This is a genomic window from Moritella dasanensis ArB 0140, assembly GCF_000276805.1.
Lineage (GTDB): Bacteria > Pseudomonadota > Gammaproteobacteria > Enterobacterales > Moritellaceae > Moritella > Moritella dasanensis.
This window is the reverse complement of record NZ_AKXQ01000008.1, coordinates 117492-133990: the sequence shown is the minus strand read 5'-3', so window position 1 is coordinate 133990 and position 16499 is coordinate 117492. Positions and strand designations below refer to the sequence as shown.

Sequence of the window (16499 nt, the reverse complement as noted above, 5' to 3'; positions counted from 1 at the left end):
TAAGTGGTAGCGATAAAAAAAGCCCTTAATCAAATAATTAAGGGCTTAATAATATATAGTTTAAATACTAAAATAATTTATGCAAAAATCAAATTATGCACAACATTTTTTGTATTTTTTGCCACTGCCGCACAAGCAAGGTTCATTACGATTCGGGGTTTTTTCGAATACAGTTGTTTTTGGTTTATTCAACATACCGTCTAAATCACGGATGTTTTCTTCTTTATCTGCATTTACTTCAATGTTCGCAACTAATTTTGTTTCCGCTAAAATTGCTTCAATTTCAGTTTGACGCTCTACTGTTTGAACGTTCAAGTTTAAAGGCGATTCTTCCGACCCCAATTTAATATCACGCTTAGTGTTATAGCCACCTTTAACATGATTTAATCTTGCGTCAATACGACCTTTGAAAAACATTTTAGACATTTTCAGTTCCTAATTTGGGGATATTCTTAATTCAACCCGCTCTTATACTATAAAAACGCTTTTTTTTAAACACTAGGTCGTTTAATTAGTTAAAAATATATTCAATGCGAGCATATATAACTAAAGGTTTCAGCATTTCAGCCGTTAACCAGTTAATTAACGTATTATATTAAAATTAAATAATTATAAATAAAATTTCTTATCTATAGGCTAGGACAATAACCTAATGAATTTCAGTCAATTTAGCATCAAACAAAAACTGATCATAACCATGATTAGTGCCGTGATCACAGCTACCTTACTCGTCGGATTCGTGAGTAAAAACCTAGCCAAAGACGTCATCGAAACGCGCTTAACCACATCTGAGTTACCCGCGAAATTAATGCAGATCCGTAATGAAGTCGATAAAGAAATCTCAACTATACAACAAGCCGCTGAGCAGATAGCCAGCAACCGCTTTATGCTAGAACGTCTTGCAGAAACGACAACGCCACAACAAGAGCAACAATTAGTACAAACATTGAATGATGTTAAAAATCAATATCAGCTCATTGATGCTTCTATTGCTAACCGTAAAAATGGCAACTACTGGAATCAAGATGGGTTTTTACGTCAATTAAATCACCAACAAGATAGCTGGTTCTATGATTTCACTAGCAGCAATAAAGCCCAATCGGTGAGTATTTTTAAAGAATCAAACGGCGAAACCAAGCTATTCATTAATTACCAACAGCTCAATGGTTTGGGAATGGCGGGGTTCTCTAAGTCACTTGATGACATGGTTGATTTTATTAACCAGTTCAAACTAGAACAAACTGGTTTTGTATACCTGGTTGATGCCAATGGTACAGTGCGCTTGCACAAAGATAACAACCAAATCGGCAAAGCGGACATAAGCAGTTTATATAGCCGTGATGTGGCATCTACGCTGTTGCAAAAAAGCGCCTTTAACATAAGTGAATCAACCATTGCTGGACGCGAAACACTGCTTGCCAGTAGTTATATTCCGTCAATGGATTGGTATGTGATCGCAGAATTGCCAACCGAAGAAGCGTTTGCAACCTTGTCGCAAGCCAATAATAAGATCATGTTATGGACGTTAGGCATTGCCCTCGCCTTTACCTTCATTGCTATCTGGTTAGGTAACAATATTACCCGCCCAATTCAACGTATCGCCGATGTGTTTGCAGAACTCGGTAATGGTGATGGCGACTTACGCCAGCGTATCGATATTCAAGGCCATGATGAAATAGCGCAGCTGTCATTAGGCTTTAATAGCTTTATCACCAAGATCCACGATTCGATGCAAGAAGTATCACGTACCGGTGAAGCATTGCAAAGCGCGGCAACTGAAGTGGCTAATAAAGCGCAAATTACTTTAGACAATAGCCATGAGCAGCGCGACCGTACTTTTCTTGTTGTTACTGCTATTAATGAAATGGGCGCAACGGTTAATGAGATCGCTGGTAATGCATCAAGTGCAGCAGGTGAAGCCCAAAGCGCTGAAACAGATACGCGTAATGGCCAGCTTGTTGTTTCTCAAGCCAGCAATGTTATTCACCAGTTAGCTGGCGATGTTGATGAAGTGAGCCAAGTTATCGACTCATTAGCCAATAATACCCAAGCGATCGGTAGTATTTTAGAAGTGATTAGCAGTATCTCAGCACAAACTAACTTGCTTGCTTTAAATGCCGCAATTGAAGCTGCACGAGCAGGTGAACAAGGTCGTGGTTTTGCCGTTGTAGCTGATGAAGTGCGTAACTTAGCCAGCCGCACAGCGCAATCAACCAACGAAATTCAAACCATGATTGATAACTTACAAAACGAGGCAACAAGTGCTGTTGCAGCGATGCTGAAAAGCCGTGAGTTAACCACACAAGGGACTATCGCGACAACAGATACTTCGGCAGCATTAGTGTCTATTGGTGAGCGTATCAGCTTGATCTCGGACATGAATACCCAAGTTGCAACGGCAACAGAAGAACAATCGACAGTGGTGAATGAGATTAACCAGAATATTGTTGAGATTAATGACATCACTCAGAGTACTGCAGATACTGCGGAAGGCTTAGCTAAATCAAGTCATGAACTGCGAGACCTGTCGATACGTCTTGGCGATATGGTTGGTGTGTTTAAGCTATAGTTTTTAACTTAGTGAAGAAAGTATTGTCGCTAAACGGAATAAGCCCTGCTCATGCAGGGCTTATTCATTATTGAAATCTAGTTATTAGAATCTAGCGATTAAAATCGCATTGCGACAACAAATATACTGGCGAAAAGACTGCTTAAAATAAGCTTACTCTCTATCGTAGATTCTCTGCCATTCAACAACCGATTGTTTAACAAATTCGCCTCAACACACTGGCTGTCAGTGTCTGCTTTTTCAGCTATTTTTTTCTCAGTAGCTATTTTAGCCCGCTTGACCAGTTCGGCCTGCGACTGCTTGGCTAAACAAGCATTACGAACCTCAATATCACAGTCATCACACTTATCCTTAATGTCGTCCATGCCTAAATGCATCAACAACTGTGCAATATTTTCTATCTTGTCACCCTTACAATTAACTTGCTGAGCATTACCCTCGATTTGTTTAGCACAATCGCGATCACGGAGCGGTGTAGACTGTTGAATTGTCAAAATAAAATATCCTTACTTTAGAAAACAGATTCTCGAGAACAGTAAGTTTGCTAAACCAGCAACCTAAAGTACCTCTATAGGGATAATAACAAAACATGACATAGATCACAATATTATTATTGCGATGAACGTTATTACAGACAAAAAAAATACCGATTAGCATCATGCTACGCGGTATTTTTATCGTCATCACAATTTACATCTTGATTAAATCACGTCGAGTGTCGCTATTAAGGTTTTGTTTCGCACTTCAATTGACTCTAATACCGCTTTAACCATCGTTTGGGTTACGTCATCTTTTAGTTTATAAATTGGCATTTGATCAAGTACCGGGTTCACAATTTGTTCCGCCATTTTAATTACTTGAGGCGTAAAGAACTCCGGCATGCCTTCAACGGTCACTTCATGCACTTGCATATTGGTGACATAAAACGCCGCATCTTCAGATTTATAACTCAGTGAACCTGTTAATCGCGTATAACCTCGGTTTTCTAACCCACCCATCAACAACTTAACGTTTAACTGTAATTCAATTTCGTTTTTGTCTTTGGCTAACGTTAATATCGGGTTGGTTAACTCAACCGTCATAAAAGACGTTTTCTTTACTAACGGCATCACTTTATTAACTTTGTCTTGTAATTCCGCTTCACTAAATTTAATCGTTAGTGCCTGTGCTGGTAATATAGATGCGCACAGTAATAACAAGGTAAATATTAACTTATTCAGCACTTTCACTCTACTTTTCATTATCTACATTCTCTTTCTCGTCACCTAAAGTCTCAGCACTAAAACCAACACGGTTATCACCCACTGAATATGCGATAATTTGACTCAGCTCTTGTAAGCTATAACCTGACTGTTTCTGCCACTGATTAAACGCGTTTTGAATAGTGGTCAAGCTACGTTTCGTCATCAAACCACCGTCGATAAGTTTATGTCCACGGAAATAAGCTTCAACATCAGAGCTTAAAATAAAGGTATCTTTACCTAATCGGCGCAGTGCGTACGGCCCGGTATTACCGCCTAAACGACTGCCGTGTTTTTTCATGTATTGCCACAAGCCAACAACATCATCTGCCGGCCATTGCGCTAACCACTTGGCGACAGAGCCATGTTCATCACATATCTCTTTTAACCACTGTGCATTGTCACGCACGGTTTTGACTTTGGTGTAGTTACGAATAATCTTAGTATCAGCGGCTTTACGTTCTAACATGTCATCAGGCATTAAGACCAGTTTATCAATATCAAAACCCCAGAACACCTCTTCAAATCCGGCCCATTTAATTTCGATAATTCGCCATACGAAACCTGATTTAAAGATCGCTCGGGTAAATTCCGCCAATACATCGCAATCCTGTACTGTAACAAGTTGTGCATTTGTTAGCGGCTGCGATATTAAATGCGCTAGCGCCAGCTCCCCGCCTTTACGCTCAGCAGCTCGGTGGTATATTTTATCGAATGATTCCATTACGTATCTCTAAACCGTTAAAATGTATTGGATAAGTGTACAGTAAATTAGATTTGTCCAAAAACATTTTTACTCGCGCTTACAAATTTTTTACGCCTACTTCATAGATATAACCGCCATCACGACAAAAAATCTACATTAATGTGACTATAATAAGCATAACAACCAGGGATAGGCATATAATTATAATGAAAAAACTACTCTTACCATTACTCTTGTCATCAATGTTTACTCTAATAATGTCGCCAGTGCTGTCGTTAAGCGCCCAAGCACAAACTACAGATACTAATATCGCCAGTCACTCTAGCTTTAAGCATAACTTAGACGAGATACAACAAGACTTTTATCGCGGTTTACGCTTTGAAGATTGGACCAAAACCGGTTTAGCTGAAATAGAAATTAAGAAAGTATTACAAGCTATTAACAGCGATGGTAAGTTAAGAGATGCTGAAAACCTGAATTTACCGACATATTGGACTTATGAATTCTCGCAAGCGGCTGATTTTTTACTACAGCAAGCACAGCAATTAAAAGATCCTGAAGCGGCCACAAAAGCCTACATGAAAGCATCGACCATGTACCTTATTGCTAGCTACCCGAATTTGAAACGCCCGAATGAGATTTTCGCGCTTGATAATGCCGTAAATAGTTACATTAAATCACTGCAACTAGCCGGTGATAATGTCGAACTTGTTCGCTTACCGTTAGCCGATGGCACAAGCGTGCCTGGTATCTTACATTTACCAGCACATGGCACTAACTTGCCTGCAGTTATCTGGTCTGGTGGCGTTGATAAAACCCTCATCGAACACCACGCATCAGTAATAAAACTAAATGCCCAGGGTTACGCGGTATTAACCTTTGATATGCCGGGCGGCGGTTTGGATTATAAACATGCGTTAACGGTTGGCAATCTGGATAGTTCCCATAATGCGGCCTTTAAATATTTACAACAAAATGCCAATATCAATGCTGATCGTATTGGGGTACTTGGTTCTTCTGGCAGTGGTCCAGCATTACTTGAATTTGCTCTTAACGAACCAAAACTCAAAGCGGTGGTAGCGCGTTGTTCGTTGGTAGATGGACCGTTAACAAACCACAAATTACTCGACTTCATTCCAGCCATGTCTGCAGATGCGCTAATTGCACGTTTAGGTGGCGACCCGAGTGATATGAACTATTACATAAATAACGCAGCTAAATACTCGCTGGCAACACGTGGTTACTTTGATGGTAAGGCGAGAATTGATACGCCATTATTAGCCATCAATACCAACAAAGACCCTGTAGCTATGCCTGAAGACGTGAAGAAGACTGCAGCATTATCATCACAAGGTGAAACCGCATTTTTTGGCAAGGTTGGCCACTGCCCTGATAGTGAAGCAGCCAGTGATTATGTGATTAACTTCTTAACTAAAAACATTTAGCACTGTCAAGATTCAAGCATAAAAAACGCGCCACTTGATGACAAGTAAGGCGCGTTTTGATTCAGATCTTATGCTAAATCCGACTGTAAATCATTTATTTCAAGGTTATGTATTCCAACGCTTAAAGATTAGCGAGGTATTGATACCACCAAAGGCAAAGTTATTGCTCATCACCACATCAGTGTGGATCTCACGACCTTCGCCACGAATATAATCCAAATCACCACACTCTTCGGCAATGCTATCTAGATTAATCGTTGGTGCGAACCAGTTATCCTGCATCATGTTGATTGACGCCCACGCTTCGATTGCACCACAGGCACCTAATGTATGCCCAAGGTAGCTTTTTAGCGAGCTAATTGGTTTTCTACCCAGCGCATTAGCAGTGGCATTGGTTTCAGCAATATCACCACGATCGGTCGCCGTGCCATGCGCGCACACATAACCAATTTCAGCAATATCGATATTAGCATCTGCAACCGCTTGTTCGATAGCAATTTGCATGGTTTCGGCGGTTGGTTGGGTTACGTGTTTACCGTCCGAGTTACAACCAAAGCCGATCACTTCAGCATAAATCGTCGCGTCACGTGCAAGTGCATGCTCTAGCTCTTCTAAAATAAGCGTACAAGCCCCTTCGCCAATAACCAGACCATCACGGTCTTTATCAAATGGACGTGGCGTCAGTGCTGGAGTGTCGTTTTTAACACTGGTTGCATACAAGGTATCAAATACCGCAGCTTCGGTAATACACAGCTCTTCTGCGCCACCAGCAACCATCAAATCTTGACGGCCAAACTTAATCGCTTCATACGCATAACCAATACCTTGTGAACCCGAGGTACAGGCAGAACTGGTGGTAATAACACGGCCCGTCAGCCCAAAGAATACACCAACATTGACTGGCGCAGTGTGTGACATGGTTTGGATATAACTGGTCGCTGTGACGCCAGACATGTTGCCCGTGTCCATCATGCGGCTAAAGTTAATCAGCGGCTCGGTAGAACCCACAGATGAACCGTAAGATATACCGGTACTGCCATCGGTTAATGCCGGGTGATCTAATAATTGGGCTTGTTCTAGCGCCAATTCAGTGGCCCGTGTCGACATCAAGGATACCCGGCCCATCGAACGTACTTGCTTGCGCTTATAGTGTTTTGGTTTTTCAAAATGCAATACTGGCGCCGCTAAACGGGTATTCAGGCCGTCAAGATAATCCCATTCAGGCATTACTTTAACGACATTTTCACCTTTCTCTAATCCTGCTTTAAACGTTGCCCAATCATCACCAAGCGCGGTGATCGCAGACATGCCTGTTACAACAACTCTTCGCATTAAACTAATCCACCGTTAACAGAGATAACTTGGCGAGTGATATACGCTGCGCAATCAGACATTAAGAATGATACGGTACCTGCAACTTCTTCCGGTTTACCCATGCGTTTTAATGGGATCATTTTTTTGATTTCATCGATTGGTAGATCAGCAGTCATGTCAGATTCGATTAGGCCCGGTGCGACCGAGTTTACCGTGATCTTACGTTTTGCTAGCTCCAGCGATAACGCTTTTGAAGCGGCAATAATACCGCCTTTAGCTGCGCTGTAGTTGACTTGACCACGGTTGCCCATGATGCCAGACACCGACGCCATAGTGACAATACGGCCACCTTGCTTAGCACGTACCATCGGCATAACCGTTGGGTGAATAACATTGTAGAAACCGTCTAAACCAGTGCGGATCACGTCATCCCAATCTTCACCTTCCATTGATGGGAATGCCATGTCACGGGTAATACCAGCATTACAGACGACGCCATAATAAGCACCATGCTCGGCAATATCGGCTTCAATACTGGCTTTGGCTGCCGCTCTATCGCACACATCAAATTGTAATAAACTAGTCGCTTGACCGAGTTCTGCAATTTGTGCACACGTATCCTGCGCAGCTTCAACGCCTGAACGGCAATGCACACTAATATCAAAACCGTCTTTGGCTAATTGCAGTGCGATCGCTTTACCCAGTCCACGACTTGAGCCTGTTACTAAAATACGTTTACTCATGATTATCCTTTAAAAATTGTGCTGGATCCTGCGGTTGAAATACATTGATTTTAGCTTGCGCTAATACCGCATTTTCTTCATCTTTTATAACGCAATCAAAAACACACAGTCCTGATTCGTCTTGAATTAGTTTTTGGGCTTCGATTAACAAGGTCTTCCCGACTTTAAATACCCCCACTTCGGCGTGGTATTTACGCGAGCCTAATAGAAAACCGATTTTCACTTCACCTGCATCATCCAGTGCATGCGCGCCGCCGTATGCCGCAATCGTTTGCGCCATGTATTCACAGCCGACATAACTGGGTACGCCTTGCTTGGCATTATCAAAGAAAGGTAAATCAGGTGTGATCGTCACGCGACAACTGACGTTTTCGTCATCATAACCCACCAATTCATCCAATAAGATCATTGGCGCGCTATGCGGTAATACGTCCGCGATTAGGTATTTACCTACTAGAGAACGATTCATTGCTTCTTACCTATGACTACAGTGCTCACGGCTGTTTCCCTATCACTAGACTGATATTATTACCGCCAAAAGCAAATGAATTACTCATGCACGTTTGTAATGTAGTAGCAGAAGTGCTGCTTGCATCCGCTAAGTTGATTTGCGCAAGGCTGCTATCAAACTCACCGTCGCTAACATTAGCGGGGACGTTATTTAATGGGTTGTATTCATCATGTAATAACAACCAACAGATACCTGCTTCTAATGCGCCAGCAGCACCTAATGTATGTCCAGTCATGCCCTTAGTCGACCCGCACAATACCTTACTGCCACAAGCGTTGAACATGGCTTTTGCTTCCATGTCATCATTCTTCGGGGTGCCAGTACCATGTAAGTTTACATAATCGACTTGCTCACCTTGCAAATTCGCTTCAGCCAACGCCATGCGCATCGCCCGTAACGCGCCTTCACCTTCAGGGTGTGGCGCCGATAAATGGTGGGCATCAGAGGTTTCCGCCGCGCCTAACAATTGAATACCGCCTTGCGCTTTGGTGACGATAAACAAGGCTGCCGCTTCACCAATATTAATACCATCGCGGTCTGCTGAAAATGGATTATTCTTCGCTGTCGCTGTTGATGCTAATGCCTTAAAACCATTCACAGTCAATTTAGCTAAACTATCAACACCACCAGCAATGACTACATCTGCCAAGTCAGCATCAAGCAATGCCTGCGCGCTCACTAGAGCTTTCCCACTCGATGAACAGGCAGTAGAAATACTATAAACAGGGCCTTTAGCTTGGCATAAATCAGCAATAAACTGCGCGGTTGTGCCCATTTCCTGCATGCGGTAATGGTAACCATCTGGGTATTCACCCGTGGCGATCTTATGCTTTAATGCTTGCTCGCCATATTCAATACCCGAGGTACTGGTGCCGATGACTACGGCGATACGTTGTTGACCAAATTCACTAATCAATGGCGCCAGAGTATCGGCTATCTGTAAATAAGCTAATTGACCAAGCTTGTCATTACGCGAGAACGGTTGGTCTTTGCTGTCCATACTAATATTTGTTACTGCTTTATCAAAAGTCGAGTCTGCTACACGGCCGACATATTGCGCTTCAGCATTAGGTAAATCACTATCGAGTACCAGGCCGTCACGACTTCCCTTTAATAGTCCTGCGGCGACCGAGGCTTTTGAATCACCGAGTGCGCATACCACACCAAAATCTTTTAGACAGATACTCACAATGACACCTTGGTTAATTCTGTTATTGTTATTTGATAATCGCGCAATAAATGCGTAAGGATATAGCGATTATCGAACTGCTCGACAGTCAAAATGACTTTTCCGTCCTGGCTTAACGTACGAGTCCAATCCGTTGGCGTTTGGCCTGCGTTATTCTTGAACGCTTGAGTAAATGAACCATTTGTCGCCAACTGTAATTGTGCAAACGGCCAATTAACCCATTGTAGATCAGCAATCACATAGCTGATATCTAATCCCGGTACTGGCACATATTGGTTGATAACTGCGTCATCTGCAACACTCCACAATACATCAAATAAGGGAATGCCAGAAGGCGTCATCGCCACCAGCTTGATCTGGGTTTCGGTAAACTCCACCTGAGCTAATAAACTCTGCCTGTCACCGTTAAACTCTGCTTCAATTAACTGCGTCTTCGCCTGCATCTGTAATGCTTTTGGCGGCGCGGTGAGCAGTAACGTCACATTAGGCGCCATAGTAACTAAATGACTTTGCGGCATGCTAATACAACCTGCTAGTACTAACATCACCAGTGCTAACATCGAGGTTCGTACGGCGCTTACTCTGAATCGGCTTAATATCATTTTTCAACCTCCAGTTTTACCGCACTTAAAGGAGCTAGTGTTTTTGCGCTTAAGGGAGATAATAGAAATACCAATAAAATACCAAACATAACAGTCAAACCAAAACTTTCTACCGCAGGCGTCACACTTAGCGCAAGCACACCAAACACCAAAGCCGAGGAAATAGCCGATAACGTAATCGCTAAAACAGTATTGCGCTGTAAACCATGCTCTTGATAGAAGATCACATAATCAATCGCCAAGGCAAGGATCAGCAGCACTGCTAACAAGTTAAAGATATTAAGATGGCCTAAGCTCAGCTGCGTTAATAACAACGCGCCACCAGCACTCAGCACAATACTGAGCAAGCCCAATAACCCTTGCGTTAAGCCAAAGCGTAAACACAATACAATCGTCACAACCAATATAGCTCCCGCAAACAGCAAGAATAACGCTTGGCGATAATGGCTCAATGCTGCCGTTACTTCCGCAGGTTTGTTATCAATACTCATATCGGCTTGTTCAGCGATCCATTGCTGTAGTTCGCTATTGAGCGCAACACCCGAGGTTTCGACCCAGAGTGCATATTTATCATGAAAGTTACCATTGTCTACATTGCTAGTGCCATCACCCGTTTGATATTGATAAATGTATATTGATGATAGCGCCTGCAATGGTCCAGCATTAAATTCAGCTAGTGTCAGCGGCGTAAAGTCATCTACCGCATCAACCAAGCCTAACGTGCCGAGTCCTAAAGTAAAGTGCTGTTGCTGCTCAGCTTGTTTCAATAAGGTATTATTACGCTGCTGCTTAGCAACTGATGGCAATAAACTAGCCATGCTTTTCACCGCTAGATCTGGCTGAGTTGCTAACTGATTTAATAAGGTCTCTTGGCGTTGCAGCAAGGTTTCACTGTCATCAGCGCTAATAACAATACGCTGACTGTGTTGATACCCCATCAGCTTCGCCATGTTGATTTCATTATCAATCAAAAATGCCGGGCTGGAATTAAGTAAGCGAATATCGTCATTGAAGTTAATATCGTCGATGGCAACTGCGCTGACTAGGCCAACACTCAACACCACCAATATAACGCGGCGTTGCTGATGTAAACGGCTTAACCACACATTCAGCTTGTCCGTTAATATCCAAACACTTGGGGTGACGCTAATTTTGCCACTGAGGTTTAAATACGGTAGTAATAGCAACACAGTTAACAGTGCGCCAAATAAACCGAAAATCATGAATACTGCAACTTGGCTCAGCAAGGATAATGGCGACATAATCAGTGCTGCATAACCTAGTGCCGTCGTGATAAATCCTAAGCACAACGCAGTACGAATCGATTTAATGCCGCCTTTGTTATTGTTAGTGCTGAGACTGACAAAAGCATGAAAACAGTAATCAATGACGATACCGATTAAGGTCACAGCGAAAACTAACGTAAGTAAATGTAGTTGATTGAATAAAGTAACGACCGCCGTTAAGCCATAAACCACCGAGATGGCTAATACCACCAAGGCTAAATTAACCGGTTTAGCGCTGCGGAACACCGCTAAAATCATCAATAACACCGCGAGCAGTGAGATAACACCAAACGTCGACATTTCAAATTCAGCTTGCTGACTTGATTCGGCAGTATGAAACAATACCCCGCTATAAAGCACGTCCACATCAAACTGAGTTGCTAATGTCTTGAATTCAGTTTGCAACTGCTGCGAAAAAGCTTGAGTTTGTTTAACCGAGAAACCATCTACAGCGACTTTAATGGGCATGATGTAATGCTTTAAGCCGTCTTGGTTAACGACAATGATGCCCTGTTCGGTTTCGAACGATTGTAATTGCGCGAGGCCTGTCGCTAAGAAGTCGGCCAGGTTTAAGCGTGGTGCAATCGCTAAACTGCCGCTAACAAAGGGGTCGCTAACTTGGGTCAACTTACCTAACACAAAGTTATTAATGGCTTGGGCTGTGTTTAATGTCGCCAGAGGGTCTGTCAGTAAAGCTTGATAGTCCGCAGTCATCACGCAGTCGCGATAAGGCTGATAGAAGGCGATAATGTCCTTGATATCCGGTACTGTCATCGCTTCATTTTCAATGCCATCAAATGTGCGGATGGTTTCCGCCAGTTGCTTATAGGCTAGTATTGCTTGCTCGCCAGAAATAGCGACTAGCACCCGCTGATTAGCTTGTTGGAATAACGCTGATTTGGCTTGCTGGATGTCGTATTTTTGGCTGGCTTGCGCTTGGCTGTCATGAGGCAATAACGACAAGATATTAGTTTCTATTTGCCATTGACCCCAACCAAGTTGATAACCCGCTAGCAGTAATACCGCGAACAGTTGCAATAAGTACAACTTCAAGCCACGTTTTTTTTGGCTGTTGTTACTATCATGGCTTAGGTTACTATCATGGCTTAGATTATTACAGTTACTGTTACTGCTCGTGCTAATGCTAGAGTTGCTCACGGATGGCCTTTGGCAGTTCAGCAACCGCAGTCAAACTCAGTTCAATCTCGGTACGATTACCGGATGTTTCAAACAGCACTAAATGCTCAACCGTATCACCGCCGCACAATTTAATAACGCGCATCACTTTAGCGATAGTGTCGTCTTTTGGTGTCAGCTCAATACAGGTTTGGCTGGTAGATGCCATTTTTGTGGATGATACGTTTTTGGATAATGATGCAGCTAGGCTAAATTGACTTTCTAATGCAGTTAGATCGCCAGACAAAGCACCCATGAGTACCGTCGCAATCGGTGTGGCATTATTGATTTTGGTCTGCTGTTGACGATGATCTATGGCAAAAAGCCCATCATCTTTTAGGATCATGGTCGATGCAATCGGTTTACTGGTATGCCAAACAAACCCTAAGGCTTGATCTAAATACAGTTCACCCGTAGAAGTCACTGGATTGTTCAGCACAGTGAAATACTTGTTTTGCACAAACGTGCCACTGGCGATCGTCAATGGTTTAAACTGCGCTAATAAATCCTGTGGCGCAGCAGGCTGTGGTATTTGACCTGAGTTTGCAGTGCTAACATCATCACCAGCAAATACATTACCGGCCAACGACATTAACAGCAGTAGTCGTAACCAACTGTATACCGAACTTGGCACCGGACTAGACATCCTGCGAGGCATCCAATTAGGCATTCAATTCACCGTGCAGTTTGTCAGTAAAAGCAGCTGGTGTGACGTATTGTAGTTCTTGGGTTTCTAAGTCTACCGCTAACTGGATCGTGGATGCTTTGGTTAACTTCTTACCCGTCTCTAAACAAGTAACTATGTATTCCATTTTCAGTCTTGATTCCACTTCAACCAAGTGCGCATCAACTTTAATCTTTTGAGCATAACGCGCAGACGCAATATACTTAACTCGCATATCGACAATCGGCCACATGTAACCTGATTTACTCATATCTTCATAATCGTAATTCATTTTACGTAATAGCGCACTGCGCGCTACTTCAAAGTAACGGGCATAATTACCGTGCCAGACAACATTCATCGGATCGCAATCATGAAACGGTACATCAATAATAACGGATTCTGATAATAAACTGTTTTTACTCATTTTATTCTACTTCCTTATGCATACGATCGTGTTGTCGGCCTTGGTGATTTTATTGCCTATTACTCTTACAGCTCTTATTGGTACAGCGCCCAGCGTTGGGTTTGGATCGCATCAATGGTAAAGCGTAATAGGCTTTCCATTGGTCGGTCTTCTACTAACGGTTCAAAGAAGCTGCAAATGTCGTTATACATGTCTTGAACTGCTGTTGGTAAGCTGGTTAAGTCTAATTCTTGACGTTCAATACGAATACGTAAACCTTGTACTGTCGCTAACAATGTCGTTGCCAACACTTGCTCTGTCAACTGTAAAACCCGCATTGCATCACGCGAGGCGATTGTACCCATGCTGACTTTGTCTTGGTTATGACATTCGGTAGAACGTGAGAACACACTCGCTGGCATCGTTTGTTTCAATGCTTCGGCTGTATAAGCTGACGCGCCAATCTGCATGGCTTTGAAACCGTGGTTAATGTAACGACGTTCTTCACTGCTCATGGATAAGTTTGATGGTAAGCCGTTGTTGTATTTAGTATCAACCAACGAGGCTAACTGACGATCAGCAAGGTCGGCTAAATTAGCCACCGCAGTTTTCATACTGTCCATCGCCATCGCGATATGACCACCGTAGAAATGCCCACCGTGTAGTACGTGCTCACCTTGACCATCAATAATCGGGTTATCGTTAGCAGAGTTCAGCTCGTTCTCAATCATTTGACGGAAGAACGGCAGTGAATCTTGTAGCACGCCAATAACATGTGGTGCACAACGAATCGAATAACGATCTTGTAAGCGGTCGGCATTACGCGGATGTTCTGCGTGATTTAAATCATTACGGATCCAAGTGGCCACTTGTTGCTGGCCTGGATGCGGTTTCACCGAGAATAAGATCTCATCGAAATGATGGCTATTACCTTGGATAGACAGACTCGCCATCGCAGTAATACGCGCTGCCAGTTTGGTTGCATAATTAGCACGATCAAACGCCAAACAAGCAATCGCCGTCATGACTGCAGTGCCGTTCATGATCGCTAAGCCTTCTTTAGGTCGCAATACCAACGGCGTTAAACCCACCTCGCGCATCACCTCACCACTGTTGCGGATCTTGTCTTGGTAATACACATCACGTTCGCCAATTAATGCGCCAGCGACATAAGAAAGTGGTGTCAAATCACCACTTGCACCTACTGAGCCTTCCTGTGGGATCGCCGGAATAATATCGTGTTCTAGATAGGCTGCTAATAAATGCAACATTTCCCAACTTACGCCAGAATAGCCTTGTGCTAACGAAGTCAGACGCGTCGCTAACACGGCGCGGCCTTCAGCAACACTGAATAACTGACCTAAACCACAACCGTGAAAACGGGTAAGATGTAATGGCAATTCATGGACTAAATTAAGCGGTACTTTAACGGTAACTGAATCGCCATAACCTGTGGTCACGCCATAAATAACGCCGTCTTCTTTTAATAGACTATCTAAGAAGGCCAGCGCTGAATCAATCTTATTGGTTAATTCCGGCGCGTTACTGATACTGACATGCTTTTCTTGCTTTGCGATTGCAACGATATCTTCAATTGTTAAACGTGATTCGCCAAACTTAATTGTTTCTTTCATGTTAGCCACTTACTTCTCCAAACTGTGCTTACGGTCGACTTTATGGTCTTCTTGCCAAAAATCAAAAAAGTTAAACCATTGATACGGGTACTGCAGACAAAAGTGTTCTAACCTTTGTGCATACTGATTAATTAATTCGCCTATCTCGGCTTGTCTGGTTTTACGGGCAAACTTTAATTGGTCTGCTACATGTTCGAAAATCAGATTATATCTTTCACCGTCTTTTAAACAAAACAGGTAATACACCGGACATTCAAGTAACGATGCTAAAATAAATGGTCCTTGTGAGAACGGTGCTTTCTGACCTAAAAAGTCGGCATAAACCACGCGACCTGGGCTTGTGGTGCTCGTTCTATCACCAACAATAACTACTTTCTCACCCGCTTCAACACGCTGTTTTAATAAAATAGCCAGATCAACACCGACGTCTTTTACTTGAATAAAATTGACGTTCACATTGGGGTTAATCTTTTGCATTATCTTATTAAATTCAACTGCGTGATGAGTAAATACCAAAACATTAATACGGGTCTTATATTTACCGACACTTAAGGTTCGGCATACTTCTAAATTACCCAGGTGCGAGCCAATAAATACCGCGCCCTGCTCTTCTTCAAGTAACTTCCTAAATTTATCATCATAGTTATAATTAACTTGGTCCATGGTGATCTTGCCTGTCCAAGCATCGATCTTATCAAATGCACCTTGCGCAAACGTATAGAAATGCTTGATGCCTTCGCGATGACCCGGTCGCTTAGCCCAACCTTTACGCTCAGCAATTTTGCCTAAATAATTTAATGATGCTTTTTTGCTTTCACCACCAGTGAAATACAAGTACACAATCACCGGATACAGAATAATAGATAAACCTTTACGACCTAAAATTGCATAACACAAAAGCAGGATCTTCATCCCTAAGTAGGTGCCGCGTTCTTGCATTTTTGACCAATGAACTGTGGTAGTCATATTGTGCTTGTTCCTAATAATGCTCTAAATTACGTCCTAAATCAGGC

The 16499-nt window shown here is 42.8% G+C and carries 16 protein-coding genes; 2 read left to right on the top strand and 14 right to left on the bottom strand.

The window, feature by feature from the left end; translation table 11 throughout:
* Positions 1 to 93: 93 nt before the first annotated feature.
* Positions 94 to 426, bottom strand: coding sequence for a PBPRA1643 family SWIM/SEC-C metal-binding motif protein (locus A923_RS0108735; protein ID WP_017221287.1), 333 nt, complete (start codon positions 424 to 426; stop codon positions 94 to 96).
* A gap of 226 nt (positions 427 to 652) precedes the next feature.
* Between A923_RS0108735 and A923_RS0108730 the strand changes: the two genes are divergently transcribed.
* The gene (locus A923_RS0108730) at positions 653 to 2569 is read left to right on the top strand and encodes a methyl-accepting chemotaxis protein (protein WP_017221286.1); all 1917 of its coding nucleotides are present in this window, start codon (positions 653 to 655) and stop codon (positions 2567 to 2569) included.
* Positions 2570 to 2667: 98 nt separating this feature from the next.
* Here the strand turns inward: A923_RS0108730 and A923_RS0108725 are convergent, their stop codons facing one another.
* The 3 genes from A923_RS0108725 to A923_RS0108715 all read right to left on the bottom strand — a co-directional run bounded on the left by A923_RS0108725 (position 2668) and on the right by A923_RS0108715 (position 4534).
* Complete coding sequence (locus tag A923_RS0108725; RefSeq protein ID WP_017221285.1) at positions 2668 to 3063, bottom strand: hypothetical protein; 396 nt, start codon at positions 3061 to 3063, stop codon at positions 2668 to 2670.
* A 207-nt stretch (positions 3064 to 3270) separates the two neighbouring features.
* Positions 3271 to 3810, bottom strand: coding sequence for a DUF1439 domain-containing protein (locus A923_RS0108720; protein WP_017221284.1), 540 nt, complete (start codon positions 3808 to 3810; stop codon positions 3271 to 3273).
* Entirely contained in the window at positions 3800 to 4534 is a 735-nt protein-coding gene (locus A923_RS0108715; RefSeq protein ID WP_017221283.1) for a DNA-3-methyladenine glycosylase I, read from the bottom strand. The genes A923_RS0108720 and A923_RS0108715 overlap by 11 nt, the downstream gene beginning before the upstream one ends.
* A 188-nt stretch (positions 4535 to 4722) precedes the next feature.
* On the opposite strand from A923_RS0108715, the gene A923_RS0108710 reads away from it, so the two are divergent.
* Positions 4723 to 5961: an alpha/beta hydrolase gene (locus tag A923_RS0108710; RefSeq protein WP_017221282.1), complete on the top strand. Its 1239-nt coding sequence runs from the start codon at positions 4723 to 4725 to the stop codon at positions 5959 to 5961.
* A gap of 105 nt (positions 5962 to 6066) precedes the next feature.
* Here the strand turns inward: A923_RS0108710 and A923_RS0108705 are convergent, their stop codons facing one another.
* The 10 genes from A923_RS0108705 to A923_RS0108660 all read right to left on the bottom strand — a co-directional run bounded on the left by A923_RS0108705 (position 6067) and on the right by A923_RS0108660 (position 16452).
* Positions 6067 to 7293, bottom strand: coding sequence for a beta-ketoacyl-ACP synthase (locus tag A923_RS0108705; protein ID WP_017221281.1), 1227 nt, complete (start codon positions 7291 to 7293; stop codon positions 6067 to 6069).
* Positions 7293 to 8018, bottom strand: coding sequence for a 3-oxoacyl-ACP reductase FabG (fabG, locus tag A923_RS0108700; protein ID WP_017221280.1), 726 nt, complete (start codon positions 8016 to 8018; stop codon positions 7293 to 7295). Before fabG ends, A923_RS0108705 begins: the two co-directional genes overlap by 1 nt.
* Positions 8011 to 8487, bottom strand: a complete 477-nt coding sequence (locus A923_RS0108695) for a hotdog family protein (protein WP_017221279.1) — start codon at positions 8485 to 8487, stop codon at positions 8011 to 8013. The genes fabG and A923_RS0108695 overlap by 8 nt, the downstream gene beginning before the upstream one ends.
* A 25-nt stretch (positions 8488 to 8512) precedes the next feature.
* Positions 8513 to 9718, bottom strand: coding sequence for a beta-ketoacyl-ACP synthase (locus tag A923_RS0108690; protein WP_017221278.1), 1206 nt, complete (start codon positions 9716 to 9718; stop codon positions 8513 to 8515).
* On the bottom strand, positions 9715 to 10320 hold the full coding sequence (locus A923_RS0108685; protein WP_017221277.1) for a DUF3261 domain-containing protein: 606 nt from the start codon (positions 10318 to 10320) through the stop codon (positions 9715 to 9717). Before A923_RS0108685 ends, A923_RS0108690 begins: the two co-directional genes overlap by 4 nt.
* Positions 10317 to 12764, bottom strand: a complete 2448-nt coding sequence (locus A923_RS0108680) for an MMPL family transporter (RefSeq protein WP_017221276.1) — start codon at positions 12762 to 12764, stop codon at positions 10317 to 10319. The genes A923_RS0108685 and A923_RS0108680 overlap by 4 nt, the downstream gene beginning before the upstream one ends.
* A complete protein-coding gene (locus tag A923_RS0108675) occupies positions 12751 to 13452 on the bottom strand; it encodes an outer membrane lipoprotein carrier protein LolA (protein ID WP_051039729.1) in 702 nt (233 codons plus the stop codon). The genes A923_RS0108680 and A923_RS0108675 overlap by 14 nt, the downstream gene beginning before the upstream one ends.
* Complete coding sequence (locus A923_RS0108670) at positions 13445 to 13873, bottom strand: acyl-CoA thioesterase (protein ID WP_017221274.1); 429 nt, start codon at positions 13871 to 13873, stop codon at positions 13445 to 13447. Before A923_RS0108670 ends, A923_RS0108675 begins: the two co-directional genes overlap by 8 nt.
* Before the next feature lie 74 nt (positions 13874 to 13947).
* On the bottom strand, positions 13948 to 15486 hold the full coding sequence (locus A923_RS0108665) for an HAL/PAL/TAL family ammonia-lyase (RefSeq protein WP_192810676.1): 1539 nt from the start codon (positions 15484 to 15486) through the stop codon (positions 13948 to 13950).
* A gap of 9 nt (positions 15487 to 15495) precedes the next feature.
* A complete protein-coding gene (locus A923_RS0108660) occupies positions 15496 to 16452 on the bottom strand; it encodes an LpxL/LpxP family acyltransferase (protein ID WP_017221272.1) in 957 nt (318 codons plus the stop codon).
* Positions 16453 to 16499 lie beyond the last annotated feature (47 nt).

Coding starts and splice junctions, on each gene's coding strand:
- A923_RS0108735 (WP_017221287.1), bottom strand. CDS start 426: ATGTCTAAAATGTTTTTCAAAGGTCGTATTGACGCAAGATTAAATCAT.
- A923_RS0108730 (WP_017221286.1), top strand. CDS start 653: ATGAATTTCAGTCAATTTAGCATCAAACAAAAACTGATCATAACCATG.
- A923_RS0108720 (WP_017221284.1), bottom strand. CDS start 3,810: ATGAAAAGTAGAGTGAAAGTGCTGAATAAGTTAATATTTACCTTGTTA.
- A923_RS0108715 (WP_017221283.1), bottom strand. CDS start 4,534: ATGGAATCATTCGATAAAATATACCACCGAGCTGCTGAGCGTAAAGGC.
- A923_RS0108710 (WP_017221282.1), top strand. CDS start 4,723: ATGAAAAAACTACTCTTACCATTACTCTTGTCATCAATGTTTACTCTA.
- A923_RS0108705 (WP_017221281.1), bottom strand. CDS start 7,293: ATGCGAAGAGTTGTTGTAACAGGCATGTCTGCGATCACCGCGCTTGGT.
- fabG (WP_017221280.1), bottom strand. CDS start 8,018: ATGAGTAAACGTATTTTAGTAACAGGCTCAAGTCGTGGACTGGGTAAA.
- A923_RS0108695 (WP_017221279.1), bottom strand. CDS start 8,487: ATGAATCGTTCTCTAGTAGGTAAATACCTAATCGCGGACGTATTACCG.
- A923_RS0108685 (WP_017221277.1), bottom strand. CDS start 10,320: ATGATATTAAGCCGATTCAGAGTAAGCGCCGTACGAACCTCGATGTTA.
- A923_RS0108675 (WP_051039729.1), bottom strand. CDS start 13,452: ATGCCTAATTGGATGCCTCGCAGGATGTCTAGTCCGGTGCCAAGTTCG.
- A923_RS0108670 (WP_017221274.1), bottom strand. CDS start 13,873: ATGAGTAAAAACAGTTTATTATCAGAATCCGTTATTATTGATGTACCG.
- A923_RS0108665 (WP_192810676.1), bottom strand. CDS start 15,486: ATGAAAGAAACAATTAAGTTTGGCGAATCACGTTTAACAATTGAAGAT.
- A923_RS0108660 (WP_017221272.1), bottom strand. CDS start 16,452: ATGACTACCACAGTTCATTGGTCAAAAATGCAAGAACGCGGCACCTAC.